Origin of the sequence: Arthrobacter sp. zg-Y844, from assembly GCF_024385465.1 — a bacterium.
In the GTDB taxonomy this organism is placed as follows: domain Bacteria; phylum Actinomycetota; class Actinomycetes; order Actinomycetales; family Micrococcaceae; genus Arthrobacter_B.
The window spans coordinates 388,194-405,260 of record NZ_JANFLS010000001.1; the positions used below are offsets into that span (position 1 = coordinate 388,194).

Below are 17,067 nucleotides of genomic sequence, written 5' to 3' on the forward strand. Positions count from 1 at the left end.
CGCGCGGCGTTGGTCCGGCGTCGGGACCTGGGTTAACCCGCTGCAGCCGGCACCCGGCAGGAAAAGTACCTGCGGGTGCCAGCTGCAGCTGGATGCCGGTGTTGTTAGCCGGCCAGGATGGCCGCACCGTAGGCCGGCAGCTGCACGGCATCGCCGTAGAGCTTCGCCGGTGCGGTTTCCAGCAGCACCTCCGCCTTCCGGCCGAACGGAAGCGGCAGCTCGCGCGGGGTGTCGGCAAAGTTCAGCGCCACCGCCGTGGAACCGCGCTGCATAACCAGCCAGCGGCCCACTTCGTCATAGTCCACCCGGACATTGCGCAGGTCCGGGTCCATCAGGTCGGGGGTCTCGCGGCGCAGCGCCAGGAGCCTGCGGTACAGGTCCAGCAGCCGGCCGTGGTCCCCCTCTTCCACCTCGGACCAGTCCAGCTTCGAGTTGGTGAAGGTGGACGGATCCTGGGGATTCGGCACCGTGTCCGGGTCCCATCCCATCCGCTCGAATTCCTTCAGGCGTCCCTCTGCCGTGGCCTTTCCCAGCTCGGGTTCGGGGTGCGAGGTGAAGAACTGCCAGGGCGTGGAGGCCCCGAATTCTTCACCCATGAAGAGCATGGGCGTGAACGGCGAGGCCAGGCTCAGCACCGCGCCGAGGGCGAGCTGTTCGTACCCCAGCGTCGCACTCAGCCGGTCGCCGGCCGCCCGGTTGCCGATCTGGTCGTGGTTCTGGATAGCGGTGACCAGCTGGCGTGCGGTCACTGCCTCCTTGTCCAACGGACGTCCGTGGCTGCGTTCCCGGAAGGAGGAGTACGTTCCGTTGTGGAAGAACCCTTCCTGCAGGACCTTCGCCAGTGCACCGAGTGAATCGAAGTCCTCGTAGTACCCGCCGTTTTCACGCGTGAGGTTGGTGTGGGCGGCATGGTGGAAGTCATCGGACCACTGGCCGGCAAGGCCGTAGCCGTTGACGTTCCGCGGGGTGATGAGCCGGGGGTTGTTCAAATCCGACTCCGCGATGAGGAACAGCGGCTTCCCCAGGGCTTCCGCGCATTTGTCCGTCGCAGCGGCCATCTCTTCGAGGATGTGCACGGCGCGTTCGTCATGCAGTGCGTGCACCGCATCCAGCCGCAGTCCGTCCACGTGGTAGTCGCGGAACCACATGAGGACGTTGTCCACAATGTACTCGCGGACGACGTCGGAGAGCGGGCCGTCCAGGTTGACCGAGTCTCCCCAGGTGTTCGCCTTCCCGTCGGTGAGGTAGGGGCCGAACATCGGCAGGTAATTGCCGCTGGGTCCAAGGTGGTTGTAGACGACGTCCTGGATAACGCCCAGTCCGGCCTGGTGGGCCGCGTCCACGAACCGCTGGTAGGCCTCGGGCCCGCCGTAGGTTTCCTGCACGGCGTACCAGAGCACGCCGTCGTAGCCCCAGTTGTGGGTTCCGTTGAAGGCATTGACGGGCAGCAGTTCGACAAAGCGCACACCCAGGTCCACCAGGTAGTCCAGCCGGCCGATCGCCGCATCCAGCGTGCCTTCGGGAGTGAAGGTACCGATGTGCATCTCATAGATCGCCCCGCCGTCGAGTCCCGGGGAGACCCAGTCGGCGTCATGCCACTGGTACAGATCCGGATCGAAGGTGCGCGAAAGTGCGTGCACGCCCTCGGGCTGCCGCCGGGACCGGGGATCCGGCACCGGCGTCTCGGCGTCGTCAATGAGGTAGCCGTAGTCGATGTCCTCGGTGAGTTCGGCGTGCTGGGCGTGCCACCAGCCGTTCTCTCCGCGGGTCATCGACAGGCGCCGGCCGTCGGCCAGCAGCGTCACGGTGCCGGCCTTGGGCGCCCACACATCGAAGTCGGTCCTCATTTGCCGTCCTCCCGAACAAGCAGCGCCACCGGATAGGTGCCGAACAGATCCGCAGCTGCCAGCCGGCCGCCGCTTTCGTGCGTCTTTCCAGTGATCACGTCACGGTAGGTGCCCGGAGCCAGGACGACGGCGGTGTCCTGCCATCCGCCTTGGCGCTGCAGCCCCAGCGGCAGACGGGTCACGAGCGTTACCGCTCCGCCGCGGTCGAACCCGAAGAGGTGTTCGGCCGCAGGTCCTTCCACCGCTACGGGGACGTATCCCGTGAACAGCTCCGGCCGGCCGCGCTTGAGCTGCAGGGCGCGGGTGGTGACGAGCAGCTTCGCTGTCGCGTCCTCGTCCAGGGCGGGGGCACCGGCGTCGGCGAACGACGCCGCGACCTCGCGCCGCCGGGCGAAGTCCACTTCGCGGCGGTTGTCCGGGTCCACCAGTGACCGGTCCCAGAATTCGGTGCCCTGGTAGACATCCGGCACACCGGGCATGGTCAGCTGCAGGAGCTTGGCGGAGAGCGAATTGCTGTACCCCGCCTCCCGGACGCGTTCTACCAGCGCAGTGATTACCGCGTTGACGTCCGGATTGTCGAACGCCGCATCAATGGCTGCATGCATCCGCTCTTCGAACTCGGCGTTGGGAGCCGTCCAGGTGGTGCTGCTGGAGGCTTCGCGGGCGGCCTTCTCTGCGTAGGCATGTGCACGTTCCCGGCTCAGCGGCCAGGCCCCGACGAAGGTCTGCCAGAGCAGGTTCGCCATCGGCCCGTCATGCATCGGAACAAGGGCGTCGAGGCGGGTGAATGCTTCGCTCCACTCCTCCGGGATTTCCGCGAGCACGGAGATCCTGGACCGGGTGTCTTCGCTGCGCTTGGTGTCGTGCGTAGTCAGGGCTGTCATGGCCGCCGGCTGTTCCAGCTGCCGGCGGAGCATCCGGGTGTGCATTTCAAACGGGGATACGGCGAAGTGTGCCGGGTCGGCGCCAACCTCGTTGAGGGAGGTCAGCCGGGAGTAACGGTAGAACGCCGTATCCTCGACGCCCTTGGCCATGACCATGCCGGAGGTCTGCTGGAAACGCACCGCCAGCTCGCCCAGACTCGAAAGCGACACTGTTCCCGCGGAGTCTTCACCCAGCAGCGGGTTCAACAGCGGATGCAGGATGTCCAGCGCCGCCGCCAGGTCCGGCCGGTGCACCTTGGCCGCGATGACGGCCTCGGTCAGGTGGTCGGCGCCTTCGGGCAGGTAGCTGCGGTAGACCGGGAAGCAGGCCAGCAGTTCCGCGAGCGCATCTGCTGCCGTCTCCGGTTCCAGTCCGCTGTCCGCAGGGAGCAGGCGCACGAGGCGCTGCACCTCGGAGTGCAGCAGGCCGTCCGCGATGACCCGCTTGGTGCCGTGGATCATCTGTGCGTACGGTTCCATGGGCACCAGCGCGGTCAGCGTGTCACTGCCCGCCGGGTCCACGAACAACCGGTCGATGTCGGCCAGCGCGTCGTAGCCGGTGGTGCCTTCGGTTTCCCAGTCCGCGGCGAGCTTTTCGCCCGGTTCCAGGATCTTTTCCACCAGGATGTACGCTCCGCCGGTGATCTCGCGCAGCCGGGCCAGGTAGCCCTTGGGATCGGCGAGCCCGTCCGGATGGTCGATGCGCAGGCCGTCCACGAGGCCCTCGTCGAACCAGCGCTTAATTTCGGCGTGTGCCTCGTCAAAGACCCAGGGCTCTTCCACGCGGATGCCGGCCAGGGTGTTGACCCCGAAGAACCGGCGGTAGTTCAGCTCGCTGTCGGCGCGGCGCCAGTTCACCAGTTCGTAGGCCTGGCGGGCGTGCACGTCCTGCGCACTGTCGCCTTCTGCTGCGGTGCCTTCGGCCACCGGGAAACGGTGGTCGTAGTAGTGCAGTTCATTGCCCGCCAGCTTGAGCTGCTCGAGCTCATTGTCGCCGTCGCCCAGGACGGGCAGCCGCAGCTTCCCGTTCCCGGCGTCCCAGTCAATGTCGAAGGCTTCGGCATACCGGGAACCGCGGCCTTCCGCCAACACGGACCACCACCATTTGTTCCGGTGCGGCGTGGCGATGCCCATGTGGTTGGGCACAATGTCCACGAGCACGCCAAGACCGGCCGCGCGGGCGGCGTCGGAAAGGGCCTTCAGGCCCTCCGCTCCGCCGCGGGTCGGGTCGACGGCTGAAGGATCAGTGACGTCGTAGCCGTGGTCCGAGCCTTCTTCCGCCGTGAGGATCGGTGAGAGGTAGACCCAGTCCACGCCAAGGTCAGCCAGGTACGGCACGAGTTCCGCGGCGTCGAACAGGGTGAAGGACGGGCGGATCTGCAGGCGGTACGTGGAGAGGGGTGTCCTCATTCGGCGGCCTCGGTGTTTTGGGCGGCCATGGCGGCGAGGGACGCGGCCACGGAGTGGTCGTGCTCCTCTTCCTCTTCGTGTGCCCGCAGGACCACCATGGACTTGGCAGCCACGGTCAGCTGGCTGTCCGCGGCAACCGGCTCCGAGTCGGCGTATTCGCCGGCGGTGTCGATCACCGTGTCCCACATGGGTGCGTATTCCTTCGCCGGAAGGGTGACCTTCACGGCTTCGTCGTGCGCGTTGAAGTACAGCAGGAAGTTCAGGTCGGTGATCCGCTGTCCGCGGGCATCCTTGCCCGAGATGCCCTGCCCGTTGAGGAAGACACCAAGGGAACGGCTGATCGGGGTGTCCCAGTCATCCGGGGACATGGTGGTGCCGTCCTCGTTCAGCCAGACGATGTCCGGCAGTGCCTCGCCCTCGCCGCGCCGCACGGGACGGCCGTCGAAGAACCGGCGCCGGCGGAACGTGGGGTGCTCGGCACGCAGGGTGTTGACCGCCGCGGTGAATTCCATCAGCGGCGCATCCATGGTCTCCCAGTTGATCCAGCTCAGCTCGGAGTCCTGCGCGTAGGTGTTGTTGTTGCCCTGCTGGGTGCGGCCCAGCTCGTCGCCGTGCGCGATCATCGGCACGCCCTGGGACAGGAGCAGGGTGGCGAGGAAGTTGCGCTGCTGGCGGGCACGAAGGGACAGGACGGAGGGGTCGTCCGTGGGGCCTTCAACACCGCAGTTCCAGGAGCGGTTGTGGGACTCGCCGTCGTTGTTGTCCTCGCCGTTGGCGTCGTTGTGCTTCTCGTTGTAGGACACCAGGTCATGCAGCGTGAAGCCGTCGTGGGCGGTGACGAAGTTGATGGACGCCACCGGACGGCGGGCCGAGGACTCGTACAGGTCGGCGGAGCCGGTGATGCGGGAGGCGAACTCGCCCAGCGTGGAGGGCTCTCCGCGCCAGAAGTCGCGGACCGTGTCGCGGTACTTGCCGTTCCACTCGGTCCACTGGGGCGGGAAGTTGCCCACCTGGTAGCCGCCGGGTCCAACGTCCCACGGCTCGGCGATCAGCTTGACCTGGGACACTACCGGGTCCTGCTGCACCAGTTCGAAGAACGCGGAGAGGCGGTCCACATCGTAGAACTCGCGGGCCAGCGTCGAGGCCAGGTCGAAGCGGAAACCGTCCACGTGCATTTCCGTGACCCAGTAGCGCAGCGAGTCCATCAGCAGCTGCAGGGAGTGCGGATTGCCGACGTTGAGCGAGTTGCCCGTGCCGGTGTAGTCCATGTAGTACTTCTTGTCGTCTTCCACCAGCCGGTAGTAGGACGCGTTGTCTATGCCGCGGAAGGACAGCGTCGGGCCCATGTGGTTGCCCTCGGCCGTGTGGTTGTAGACCACGTCCAGGATCACTTCGATGCCGGCGAGGTGCAGCGCGCGCACCATGGCCTTGAACTCCTGTACCTGCTGGCCCTGGTCGCCGGTGGCGCTGTACGTGTTGTGCGGCGCAAAGAAGCCGATGGTGTTGTAGCCCCAGTAGTTCGACAGCCCCTTTTCCTGCAGGGTCGAGTCGTTGACGAACTGGTGCACCGGCATCAGTTCGATCGCGGTGATCCCGAGCTTCTGCAGGTGTGCGATTACGGAGGGGTGGGCGACGCCGGCGTAGGTGCCGCGCTGCTCCTCGGGTACGTCGGGGTGCAGCTCGGTCAGGCCCTTGACGTGGGCCTCGTAGATCACGGACTGGTGATACGGGACCTTGGGCTTCCGGTCTCCGTCCCAGTCGAAGAACGGGTTGATGACGACGCCCATCATCATGTGCGGGGCGGAATCCTCGTCGTTGCGCGAGTGTTCGTCGCCGAAGTTGTAGCCGAACAGTGCCTGGTCCCAGTCGATTTCGCCGGCGACGGCCTTGGCGTAGGGGTCCAGCAGCAGCTTGTTCGGGTTGCACCGGTTGCCGTTCTCCGGATCGTTCGGCCCGTCCACGCGGTACCCGTACTTCTGCCCCGGCATGACCTGCGGCAGGTAGCAGTGCCAGACATACCCGTCGACCTCGGTCAGGCGGATCTGGTGCTCGGTGCCGTCCTCATCGAACAGGCACAGGAATACGGAATCTGCCACCTCGCTGTAGAGAGCGAAGTTGGTGCCGTTTCCGTCGTAGGTTGCGCCCAGCGGATAGGCATCTCCCGGCCAAACTTCCATGTAGTGCTCCTGACTAGTTCCCTGACAACACGTAATTGATATGTCTACTTACTTTTTTACCCCAGACTTGGAGCTTACTTGAATTCGTCCGCTTCTCCGTTGGGTGGATTCCGCCACCAGCGACCGGATCTGCGGGGCCAGCAGGGACGGCTGGACCGGTCCGTCAGCCGCGGCAAGCGCGCCGGCACGGCCGTGGAGACGGGCAGCAGCCGCGGCGAGCCGTGCATAGTGTCCCGGTTCCCGCTCTGTGTCCGGGGTGCGGTCCGTCGCCAGGAGGGCGCCGAGGATGCCGGCGAGTGTGTCTCCGCTTCCCGCGGTCGCCAGCCACGGCGTTGCCTCGGCCTGGCTGTAGAGTTCGCCGGTGGGAGCCGCCGCCAGAGTGGCCCAGCCCTTGAGCAGGACGGTGGCGCCGGTGCGTTGGGCGGCTAGGCGGGCGTAGCGGATGGGATCGGCTTCGATTTCGGTCCGTGACGCCTCCTCTCCCAGGGAACGCAGCAGCGCGGTGAGTTCGCCGGCGTGCGGGGTAAGCACGACGCCGGGGTGCAGCCCGGTGCGGACCTCGGCGATTGCGTCGGCGTCGATCACTGCGGGCAGCCCGGAGGCCATGGCGTCGCCGGCCCGGCGGCGCTGGTCCTCGTCGTTGCCTGCGCCGGGTCCGGCCACCCAGGCCTGGACGTGGGTGTCCCCTACGGTCCCTGGGCCGCAGACCGCTTCGGGGTGCGCCAGGTTGATCAGCCGGGCTACGGCGTCGGGGCCCAGGTAACGGACCATGCCGACGCCGGTGGCGAGAGCGGCGCCCGTGGCCATCAGCGCGGCTCCGGGGTAGGTCTCCGAACCGGCGGCAATGCCGAGCACGCCGCGGCTGTATTTGTGGTCTGCGGGTGTGGGGAAGGGCAAGAGGGACGCCAGGTCGTCCCCGGACAGGCGGTAGGCGGCCGGGGTTCCGAGGTGCGGGCCGAGCCCGATGTCGATGCAGCGGATTTCCCCGGCGGCTACAGCGCCCGGGCCGGCGAGCAGTCCGGTTTTGACGGCGCCGAAGGTCACGGTGAGGTCCGCCCGCAGGCACGTTCCATCCACCCGGCCGGAGTCGGCGTTGACGCCGCTGGGCAGGTCGCAGGCTACGACCAGCGGGCCCTGACCCTGCAGCCGTGCCGTGTTCAGTGTCTCTGCGATTATGCGGACGGGACCGCGGAGACCGCCGCTGCCGCCGGTGCCCAGGACGCCGTCGATGACGGCATCGGCCGCGAGGGCGGCATCGGCGAGGGCGGCGGCGTTGGACTCGGTGAGTGCCAGGACCTTTCCGCCCTGCGCCCTGAACGCCGCCAGTGCCTCGGGGTGCGCTGCGTCGGAGGTAAGCACCGCCGTCGTCGCTGCTCCGCGCCGGGCCAGCCGGGCGGCGGCATAAAGTGCGTCTCCCCCGTTGTTGCCGCTGCCGGCAAGGACGGTTACTCCGGCCCCGTAGAGGCGGCCGCGGCGGGCCGCCAGCCGGGCGGCCGTCGCCGCGTACAGCCCGTAGGCTGCGCGCTGCATCAGTTCCCCGCCCCGGCCTTCGGCCAGCAGCGGGGCTTCGGCCCGGCGGACCGCGGTGCCGGTGTACGCACTGATCATGCGCTTTGTCCTAGCCTTCGGCGATGACCATTGCAGTAGCCATGTTGCCGTCATGGCTCAGGGAAAGGTGCCAGGTCTGCACGCCCTTGCCCTCCGCCACGGCAGCCACGGTTCCGTCAATCTGCAGCAGCGGCGCTCCGGCGGGATCCAGCAGGACCTGGCAGTGCTGCCAGTTCATGCCGGCCGGGGCGCCCAGGGCCTTGGCCACGGCTTCCTTCGCCGCGAACCGTGCAGCCAGTGAACGCAGGTTCAACTCCCGTTCCGCCGGTGCGAACAGCCGGGCACGGAGCCCGGGCGTGCGCTCCAGCTGGCGGCCGAACCGCGGCACGTCCACTACATCGACGCCGATTCCGATAATCACCGAGGGACGCTCCTTATTCCACCGTGACGGACTTGGCCAGGTTGCGCGGCTGGTCCACGTCGAAGCCCTTAGCCGATGCCAGCTCGCAGGCGAAGATCTGCAGCGGCACGGTGGTCAGCAGCGGTGCCAGCAGCGTCGGTGTTTCCGGCACGTAGAAGATGTGCTCGGCGTAGGCCTTGACTGCGTCGTCGCCTTCTTCGGCGATCACGATCGTCTTGGCGCCGCGGGCCCGGATCTCCTGGATGTTGGAAACCACCTTGGCGTGCAGTGAATCCCGGCCGCGGGGCGACGGGACAACCACGAACACGGGCTGGCCTTCCTCGATCAGGGCAATCGGGCCGTGCTTGAGCTCGCCGGCAGCGAACCCTTCGGCGTGTATGTAGGCCAGCTCCTTCAGCTTCAGGGCGCCTTCCATTGCCACCGGGAAGCCGACGTGGCGGCCGAGGAAGAGCACCGATCCGGCATCCTTCATCAGCTGTGCCAGTTCCTTGATCTGCCCGGAGTTGTCCAGCACCTGCTGGATCTTGTCCGGCACCTTGCTGAGGTCCGCAAGGATGTCCTTGATCTCGCCCTGGAACTTGTTGCCGCGGATCTGTGCCAGGTACAGGCCGAGCAGATAAGCGGCGGTGATCTGTGCCAGGAACGCCTTGGTGGAGGCAACGGCGATTTCCGGTCCGGCGTGCGTGTAGAGGACTGCGTCCGATTCGCGGGGGATGGTGGAGCCGTTGGTGTTGCAGATGGCCAGGACCTTTGCGCCCTGTTCCTTGGCGTAACGCACTGCCATCAGCGTGTCCATGGTCTCGCCCGACTGGGAAATGGCCACGACCAGCGTGTTCGAGTCGACAATGGGATCGCGGTAGCGGAACTCATGGCTGAGCTCCACCTCGACCGGCAGCCGGCACCAGTGCTCGATGGCGTACTTGGCCACCTGTCCGGCGTACGCGGAGGTTCCGCAGGCCAGGACCATGATCTTGTTGACGTTCTTGAGCTCCTCGGGGCTGACGCGCAGCTCATCGAGGGTGAGTCGTCCGTCGATGTCCGACCGGCCCAGGAGGGTGTCCCCCACAGCCTGCGGCTGGTCGTTGATTTCCTTCTCCATGAAGGAGTCGTAACCGCCCTTTTCGGCGGCGGCTGCATCCCAGTTCACGTAGAACTCAGTGCCTTCGGCGACCTCCCCGAAGAAGTCGGTGATCAGGACCGAGTCAGGAGTGATGGTTACCACCTGGTCCTGGCCCAGTTCGACGGCGCGGCGGGTGAAGTCGATAAAGCCGGAAACGTCCGAGCCCAGGAAGTTCTCGCCTTCGCCCAGTCCGACGACGAGCGGTGAGTTGCGCCGGGCGGCAACCACGGTGCCGGGCGAATCGGTGTGGACGGCCAGCAGGGTGAACGCACCCTCGAGCTGCTGGCAGGCAAGCTGCATGGACTTTGCCAGATCCGCGTCGCCCTCGCCGCGGTAGATGGAGGCCAGCAGCGCTGCGGCCACCTCGGTGTCGGTTTCGGAAACAAACTCTGCACCGGCGGCCAGCAGTTCGGCCTTCAGCTCGGCGAAGTTCTCGATAATGCCGTTGTGGATCACGGCCAGGCGTCCGTTGTCCGCCAGATGGGGATGGGCGTTTTCATCGGTGGGGCCGCCGTGCGTGGCCCAGCGGGTGTGCCCGATACCGGTGGTGGCGGGGGTCAGCGGAGCCGCCTCCAGCTCGGCCACCAGGTTGGCCAGCTTGCCTGACTTCTTGCGGTATTCGATACCCAAGGGAGTGAGTACGGCGACGCCGGCCGAGTCATAGCCCCGGTATTCCAGCCGCCGAAGGCCTTCCATTACTACTTCGAGAGCTCCGTGCCCGCCTGCACTAATACCTGCAATGGCGTCCGGGCGGCCTGCATATCCAATAATTCCACACATAGCACTAAGCGTACCGGCCCGCGGACCGGATGCCGAAAGCATGGTGTCCTTCCGCCTGTTGCGGCATCATTGCACGCTTCGGGCCGTTTGGGTTTGCCTGCTGTTCAGGGCAGAATTCCTATGGTGACCGAACGCCATGTTAAGTCCTCCGCGGCCCAGCCGCCCGAGAGCAGTTTCACTCCCTTCGTCGAGCTGGACCGCAGGACCTGGTCGCGGCTGTCACATGAGATACGCTCCCCGCTCAACCAGGAGGACATCCTCCGGCTGCGCGGCGTCGGTGACCAGCTGAACCTGGATGAGATCAGGGAGGTCTACCTTCCGCTCTCCAGGCTGCTGAACCTGTATGTGGCGGCTGCAGGCCGCCTGCACAGTGCCACCACCACCTTCCTCGGCGAGAAGACCACCCGTACCCCGTTCGTGATCGGCGTGGCCGGATCCGTGGCTGTCGGCAAATCCACTACGGCCCGGGTCCTGCGTGAAATGCTGCGCCGCTGGCCGGAAACTCCGAACGTGGAACTGATCACCACGGACGGTTTCCTGTACCCCAACGCAGAACTGGAACGCCGCGGGCTGATGCAGCGCAAGGGCTTCCCGGAATCCTATGACCGACGCCGGCTGCTGCGCTTTGTCAGCGAGGTGAAGAGCGGCGCCGAGGAGGTCCGGGCGCCGAAGTATTCGCACCTGACGTACGACATTGTCCCCGGCGAGGAGATAGTGGTCCGCCGGCCGGACGTGCTCATAGTCGAGGGGCTGAATGTCCTCGCCCCGGCCCGGACGCGCGCCGACGGGCGTGCCGGCCTTGCACTGAGCGACTTCTTCGATTTCTCGATTTACGTGGACGCGCGCACCTCCTACATCGAGGAATGGTACGTCCAGCGTTTCCAGTCGCTGCGCACCGGGGCCTTCGCTGACCCGGCATCCTACTTCCACCGCTACGCGGATCTGACGGACGAAGAGGCCCGGGCCACGGCCCTGGACATCTGGAAGCGGATCAACGAGCCGAACCTCATCACCAACGTGCTGCCCACGAGGGGCCGCGCCCAGCTGGTGCTGACCAAGGACGCGGACCACTCGGTGCGGCGGATGCTCCTGCGCAAGACGTAGGCCGGCGCGGGACTAGGTCCCGCGCCGGTGCAGTGCTGCTAGACCGTTGCTCCGGCGCCTGCGTTGAGGGCCAGATGGGTTTCCACCGTTTCGGCCAGCCGCCGTGCGGTCTCGGCGGCTGTCTCCATGTCCGCGGCCTCCACCATGACCCGGACCACCGGTTCGGTGCCCGAGGGGCGGAGCAGTACGCGCCCCGTTTCGCCCAGTGCCTGCCCGGCCTGCTGGACTGCGAGCCGTACCGGCTCGTTGGTCTCGACGGCGGACTTGTCCACGCCCTTGACGTTAATGAGCACCTGCGGGAGCTTCTGCATCACGCCGGCCAGCTGCTTCAGGGTCCGTCCGGTCCGCGCAACCTGTGCCGCCAGCTGCAGGCCGGTGAGGACGCCGTCTCCGGTGGTCGCGTATTCGGAGAAGATGACGTGCCCGGACTGTTCCCCGCCGAGGCTGTAGCCGCCGCGGCGCATCCCTTCGAGCACGTAGCGGTCCCCCACGCCGGTTTCGATGAGCTCGATGCCGGCCTCGCGGAGGGCGAGCTTCAGGCCGAGGTTGCTCATGACGGTAGCCACCAGCGCATTGTCCTTGAGCTTGCCGGCTTCCTTCATGGCAATGGCCATGATCGCCATGATCTGGTCACCGTCCACCACCGTGCCTTCATGGTCCACGGCAAGGCAGCGGTCGGCGTCGCCGTCGTGGGCGATACCCAGGTCGGCTCCATGCGCCACCACGGCCGCCTGCAGCTGCTCCAGGTGGGTTGAACCGTAACCCTCGTTGATGTTGAGTCCGTCCGGCTCGGCGCCGATGACCACTACTTCGGCACCTGCGTCGGCGAAGACCTGGGGAGAGCAGCCGCTCGCTGCCCCGTGTGCGCAGTCCAGGACGACCTTCAGGCCCTCGATGCGGTTGGGGAGGGTTTGCAGCAGGTGGACCACGTACCGGTCCTCGGCATCGGCGAAGCGGTGGATCCGCCCCACCTCGCTTCCGGTGGGGCGCATGCTGGGCAGCGCCATTTCGGCCTCGATGGCGTCCTCGACGGCGTCATCCAGCTTCTGCCCGCCGCGGGCCAGGAACTTGATGCCGTTGTCGGGGGCAGCGTTGTGGGAGGCGGAGATAACCACGCCGAAATCTGCGCCGAGGTCAGCAACCAGGTACGCCGCGGCCGGGGTCGGCAGAACGCCGGCGTCGTAGACATCAACACCGGAGCTGGCCAGTCCGGCCTCCATGGCGGCGGAGATAAAGTCACCGCTGATGCGCGGGTCCCGGGCCACCACAGCGACCGGACGACGGCCCTGTTCCACCCGGCGATGGCCCAGCACCACTGCTGCCGCCTGTGCAAGGCCCAGGGCAACTTCGGCGGTGATCAGCCCGTTCGCCAGCCCACGGACGCCGTCCGTTCCAAACAATCTAGTCATTACGTATCCTCAAGCAGGTTGTAGCCACAGCGGGAGCCGCTCACGGGCAACTTACTGGCCCATTCTGCCACCGGTGCACCCTTGTCTCCGAAACGGGAAACGCGAAAGTGTGCGCCAGTCAGGCAAATACCGCTCGGCTGTGTGGTCAAGCCGACGTCCAGCGGCCGCATTAACGCCAAAAGGCAGCCGCCGTAGCGACTGCCTTTTGGTGAAACCCCACGCTCTTCGGCGCTTATGAACCCAAGCCCTGAAACCGGCGCTTGTGGAGCCAAGCGCTAAAAAGCGCCGAGGGCCCCGGGGTGTATTCGCTCCAGCGAATACACCCCGGGTAGGCGCTTTTTAGCGCTTGGAGTACTGAGGTGCCTTACGGGCCTTCTTGAGACCGGCCTTCTTGCGCTCGATGACGCGGGCGTCACGAGTCAGGAAGCCTGCCTTCTTCAGGGCGGGGCGGTTGTTCTCGCGGTCGATCTCGTTCAGCGAGCGGGCAACGCCCAGACGCAGCGCGCCGGCCTGGCCGGAGGGGCCGCCGCCGTGGATGCGTGCAATGACGTCGTAGGCGCCTTCGAGGTCAAGAAGCTTGAACGGCTCGTTGACTTCCTGCTGGTGCAGCTTGTTCGGGAAGTAATCCTCGAGCTCGCGGTCGTTGACGATCCACTTGCCGGTACCCGGGACGAGGCGCACGCGGGCAATAGCCTGCTTGCGGCGTCCGACGGCGGAGCCGGGGACGGTCAGGGCGGGACGTTCCTTGACGTCGGCCTGGACCGAGTCAGAGGATTCCGAGGTGTAGCTCGAAAGCTCCTCGGTGTTTTCATTGAGCTCTTCAGTGTTCTGAGCCACGATTCTCCTTGAATTAATTTCTTAGTTGGCGGGCCAGAACTACTGGGCGACCTGGTTGATTTCGTAGGTCTTGGGCTGCTGAGCGGCGTGCGGGTGCTCGGCACCGCGGTAGACCTTCAGCTTGCTGATCTGATCAGCAGCCAGGGAGTTCTTGGGCAGCATGCCGCGGATGGCCTTCTCAACTGCACGTACCGGGTTCTGCTCCAGCAGTTCGGCGTAGTTGACGGAGGACAGACCGCCCGGGTAACCCGAGTGGCGGTAGGCACGCTTCTGTTCGAGCTTGGCGCCGGTGAGGGCAACCTTCTCGGCGTTGATGATGATGACGAAATCGCCCATGTCCATGTGGGGAGCAAAGGTCGGCTTGTGCTTTCCGCGCAGCAGTGTTGCGGTCTGGCTGGCAAGACGGCCTAGGACAACGTCGGTGGCGTCAATGACGTGCCACTGGCGGTTGATGTCGCCGGGCTTCGGGGTGTACGTACGCACGGTGTTTGCCTTCGTTTCTTCTTCTTAGGTGGCGCGCCGCCCATGGATGCCATGGACAGTGCAGCTTCTCTATGCGTTACCGGATGGTCAGGTGAGGACTGAATTAACCAGTGGTCCTGAGATCTCGGCTATTTCCCCGGGGCCAGGTGGCTCTGCAACTGAGCCGCTCCCGTGGGCATAGGCCTATCGAGGTAGGACACGCACAACGACTATAAACAATAGCCTGCTTGAGTAGTCAGGTCAAAAGCTGTCCCCGCGTTATGGCTCCAGCGCCGGATATTAGTTTTGCCCCTATTTTAGGACCGCAGCGCCCGGATCGGCTATTCGCGCTGCGCCCGGGTCAGCTCGGCACGCCGGGCCAGATCGGAGTCGGCCGGATAGCGGACCTCCTCCAGCACCAGCGGGTGCGGCGGGGCCAGGAGTGACTTCGAGTCCCGGATCCGCGCGAACATGCGTTCGGCAAGCCACTGGGGGCGCCGCTCCCCCGAGCCGACCAGCAGTGAGCCGCCCACCAGCGAGCGGACCATGTTGTGGCAGAAGGCATCAGCCTGGATGTGGGTGCTGATAACTCCGTCACCGCCTCGGTGGAAGCTGAACTCCAGGAGTTCACGGGTGGTGGTGGATCCGGTCCGCGGTTTGCAGAAGGAGAGGAAGTCCCGGATGCCCAGCACGCCGGCTGCGGCTTCGTTCATCCGGTCGATGTCCAGGGGTGCCTTGAACCACAGCGTGGTGTGCCGGGACAGCGGATCCCGGGTTTCGGGCAGGTCGCAGATGCGGTAGCTGTAGCGGCGCCAGAGGGCCGAAAAGCGTGCGTCGAAGCCTGCCGGGGCAGGGACGGCCGACAGCACTTCCACGGCTCCGCCCAGGGCATCCACGGCGCGCCGCTGGAGGCCTGCTTCCCGCGCCGGCATGGTCAGCTCCTTGTTCAGCACCCCGTGCAGCCTGCGCCGCAGGGAGACTCCCGGGTCCATGTCCCGCCCCCTGGCCAGCTCGTGCCATTCGGACGCAGTGAGGTCGAAGTGCACCACCTGGCCGCGGGCGTGGACGCCGGCGTCGGTCCGCCCGGCCACTGTCGTCCGGACCGGGCGGCGCAGCAGGACTGCCAGCCCGTCTTCGACCAGGCCCTGGACGGTCCGCAGGCCGGGCTGGGCGGCCCAGCCGGAGAAGGGAGCACCGTCGTAGGCGAGGTCCATCCGGACGCGGAAAGGCCCGCCATCCATTTCGGGGACGGCGGGCCTTTCAATAGTCATAGCACCCATATTAAGGGCACCGGGACTTCAGCGAAGAATTACTTCTTCTCTTCGGTCGCTTCGACAGCCTCATCAGCGGAGTCGGCAGACTCAGCCGAATCGGCGGACTCAGCGGAATCGGCAGATTCTGCCGACTCAGCGGAATCTGCAGACTCAACGGCAGGCGCCGGAGCGGCTGCAGCGGCAGCGGTGCTGGCTTCGGCCACTACCGACTGCTTGGCAGAAAGCGGCTCCAGGACCAGTTCGATGACAGCCATGGGAGCGTTGTCGCCCTTGCGGTTGCCGATCTTGGTGATACGGGTGTAGCCGCCGTCGCGCTTCTCGACTGCCGGAGCAATGTCGGTGAAGAGCTCGTGGACGATGCCCTTGTCGGAGATCAGGGCCAGGACGCGACGGCGGGAGGACAGGTCCCCGCGCTTTGCGAACGTGATCAGCCGCTCTGCGTAGGGACGCAGACGCTTGGCCTTGGTCACCGTGGTGGTGATCTGCTTGTGCTCGAACAGCTGCGCGGCAAGGTTGGCCAGCATCAGTCGCTGGTGTGCCGGGCTGCCTCCGAGGCGCTTACCCTTGGTGGGTGTAGGCATTACTTTTTCTCCTCAAACGGTGCCGTGCGGTGCTCAATGGCCCGAACGGCAAGAATTTGCTTCAGTTAGAGCTCGTCGTCCGAGTACTCGGACTCGTCCTCTTCAATAGCTGCGGCACGGGCGGCCAGGTCAAACCCGGGAGGGGAATCCTTCAGGGACAGACCCAGTTCAACCAGCTTTGCCTTCACCTCGTCGATGGACTTCGCGCCGAAGTTGCGGATGTCCATCAGGTCAGCCTCGGAGCGGGCTACGAGTTCACCCACGGTGTGGATGCCTTCGCGCTTGAGGCAGTTGTACGAACGCACGGTCAGCTCGAGGTCTTCGATCGGCAGGGCCATGTCGGCTGCCAGTGCGGCATCCGTGGGGCTCGGACCGATTTCGATACCTTCAGCGGCGGTGTTGAGTTCACGTGCCAGGCCGAACAGCTCAACCAGGGTGGTACCGGCAGAGGCGACAGCGTCGCGCGGTGCAATGGCATCCTTGGTTTCAACGTCAACGATCAGGCGATCGAAGTCGGTGCGCTGCTCAACACGGGTGGCTTCCACGCGGAAGGTCACCTTCAGAACCGGCGAGTAAATGGAGTCAACCGGGATACGGCCGATTTCCTGGTCACCGGACTTGTTCTGGCTGGCCGACACGTAGCCGCGGCCGCGCTCGATGGTCAGTTCGAGTTCGAACTTGCCCTTCGAGTTCAGCGTGGCGATGTGCAGGTCGGGGTTGTGGAACTCCACGCCGGCCGGCGGAGCGATGTCCGCGGCCGTAACCACGCCGGGGCCCTGCTTGCGCAGGTAAGCCACAACGGGTTCGTCGTGCTCGGAGGAAACCGAGAGGTTCTTGACGTTCAGGATGATCTCAGTGACATCTTCCTTGACGCCGGGAACCGTCGTGAACTCGTGCAGCACGCCCTCGATGCGGATGCTGGTTACAGCGGCACCGGGAATGGAGGACAGCAGGGTACGACGGAGGGAGTTACCAAGGGTGTAACCGAAACCCGGCTCCAGGGGTTCAATGATGAACCGTGAGCGGTTGTCGGCTACGACTTCTTCAGTGAGGGTGGGGCGCTGTGCAATGAGCACTTGCATTTCCTTTCAGCGAGCATCCGCTATATGACGCAACACAAATGGTGGAAACGACGACGACGGGTCTTCCGCGGGCGTCTTGGACGGCTAACAGC

The 17,067-nt window shown here is 65.8% G+C and carries 13 protein-coding genes; 1 reads left to right on the plus strand and 12 read right to left on the minus strand.

Translation table 11 applies throughout. The annotated features are described in order from the left end of the window. Positions 1-104: 104 nt before the first annotated feature. From treZ to glmS, 6 genes are read right to left on the minus strand one after another with little or no spacing between them, the layout of a single operon-like run. Entirely contained in the window at positions 105-1,847 is a 1,743-nt protein-coding gene (gene treZ, locus NNX35_RS01770; RefSeq protein WP_255866829.1) for a malto-oligosyltrehalose trehalohydrolase, read from the minus strand. After that, positions 1,844-4,180 (minus strand): malto-oligosyltrehalose synthase, encoded by a 2,337-nt coding sequence (gene treY / locus NNX35_RS01775; RefSeq protein ID WP_255866830.1) that lies wholly within the window; start codon positions 4,178-4,180, stop codon positions 1,844-1,846. Before treY ends, treZ begins: the two co-directional genes overlap by 4 nt. Then, positions 4,177-6,357, minus strand: coding sequence for a glycogen debranching protein GlgX (glgX, locus tag NNX35_RS01780; protein ID WP_255866831.1), 2,181 nt, complete (start codon positions 6,355-6,357; stop codon positions 4,177-4,179). The genes treY and glgX overlap by 4 nt, the downstream gene beginning before the upstream one ends. A 48-nt stretch (positions 6,358-6,405) precedes the next feature. Next, a complete protein-coding gene (locus NNX35_RS01785) occupies positions 6,406-7,965 on the minus strand; it encodes an NAD(P)H-hydrate dehydratase (protein WP_255866832.1) in 1,560 nt (519 codons plus the stop codon). Positions 7,966-7,975: 10 nt separating this feature from the next. Beyond that, entirely contained in the window at positions 7,976-8,326 is a 351-nt protein-coding gene (locus NNX35_RS01790; RefSeq protein ID WP_229949943.1) for a holo-ACP synthase, read from the minus strand. Between the two features lie 13 nt (positions 8,327-8,339). Next, complete coding sequence (gene glmS, locus NNX35_RS01795; protein ID WP_255764869.1) at positions 8,340-10,226, minus strand: glutamine--fructose-6-phosphate transaminase (isomerizing); 1,887 nt, start codon at positions 10,224-10,226, stop codon at positions 8,340-8,342. A 120-nt stretch (positions 10,227-10,346) separates the two neighbouring features. Between glmS and coaA the strand changes: the two genes are divergently transcribed. Next, a complete protein-coding gene (coaA, locus tag NNX35_RS01800; RefSeq protein WP_255764870.1) occupies positions 10,347-11,330 on the plus strand; it encodes a type I pantothenate kinase in 984 nt (327 codons plus the stop codon). A gap of 38 nt (positions 11,331-11,368) precedes the next feature. Here the strand turns inward: coaA and glmM are convergent, their stop codons facing one another. From glmM to NNX35_RS01830, 6 genes are all read right to left on the minus strand, one after another. Then, positions 11,369-12,739: a phosphoglucosamine mutase gene (gene glmM, locus NNX35_RS01805; RefSeq protein WP_255764871.1), complete on the minus strand. Its 1,371-nt coding sequence runs from the start codon at positions 12,737-12,739 to the stop codon at positions 11,369-11,371. Positions 12,740-13,078: 339 nt separating this feature from the next. Beyond that, entirely contained in the window at positions 13,079-13,576 is a 498-nt protein-coding gene (gene rpsI / locus NNX35_RS01810; protein WP_227918696.1) for a 30S ribosomal protein S9, read from the minus strand. 39 nt (positions 13,577-13,615) lie between these two features. After that, positions 13,616-14,059 (minus strand): 50S ribosomal protein L13, encoded by a 444-nt coding sequence (rplM, locus tag NNX35_RS01815; RefSeq protein ID WP_227918698.1) that lies wholly within the window; start codon positions 14,057-14,059, stop codon positions 13,616-13,618. Between the two features lie 320 nt (positions 14,060-14,379). Further along, the gene (locus tag NNX35_RS01820) at positions 14,380-15,309 is read right to left on the minus strand and encodes a tRNA pseudouridine(38-40) synthase TruA (RefSeq protein WP_255862643.1); all 930 of its coding nucleotides are present in this window, start codon (positions 15,307-15,309) and stop codon (positions 14,380-14,382) included. 38 nt (positions 15,310-15,347) lie between these two features. Beyond that, on the minus strand, positions 15,348-15,893 hold the full coding sequence (rplQ, locus tag NNX35_RS01825; protein WP_227918703.1) for a 50S ribosomal protein L17: 546 nt from the start codon (positions 15,891-15,893) through the stop codon (positions 15,348-15,350). 65 nt (positions 15,894-15,958) lie between these two features. Continuing rightward, entirely contained in the window at positions 15,959-16,969 is a 1,011-nt protein-coding gene (locus tag NNX35_RS01830; protein WP_146361126.1) for a DNA-directed RNA polymerase subunit alpha, read from the minus strand. Positions 16,970-17,067 lie beyond the last annotated feature (98 nt).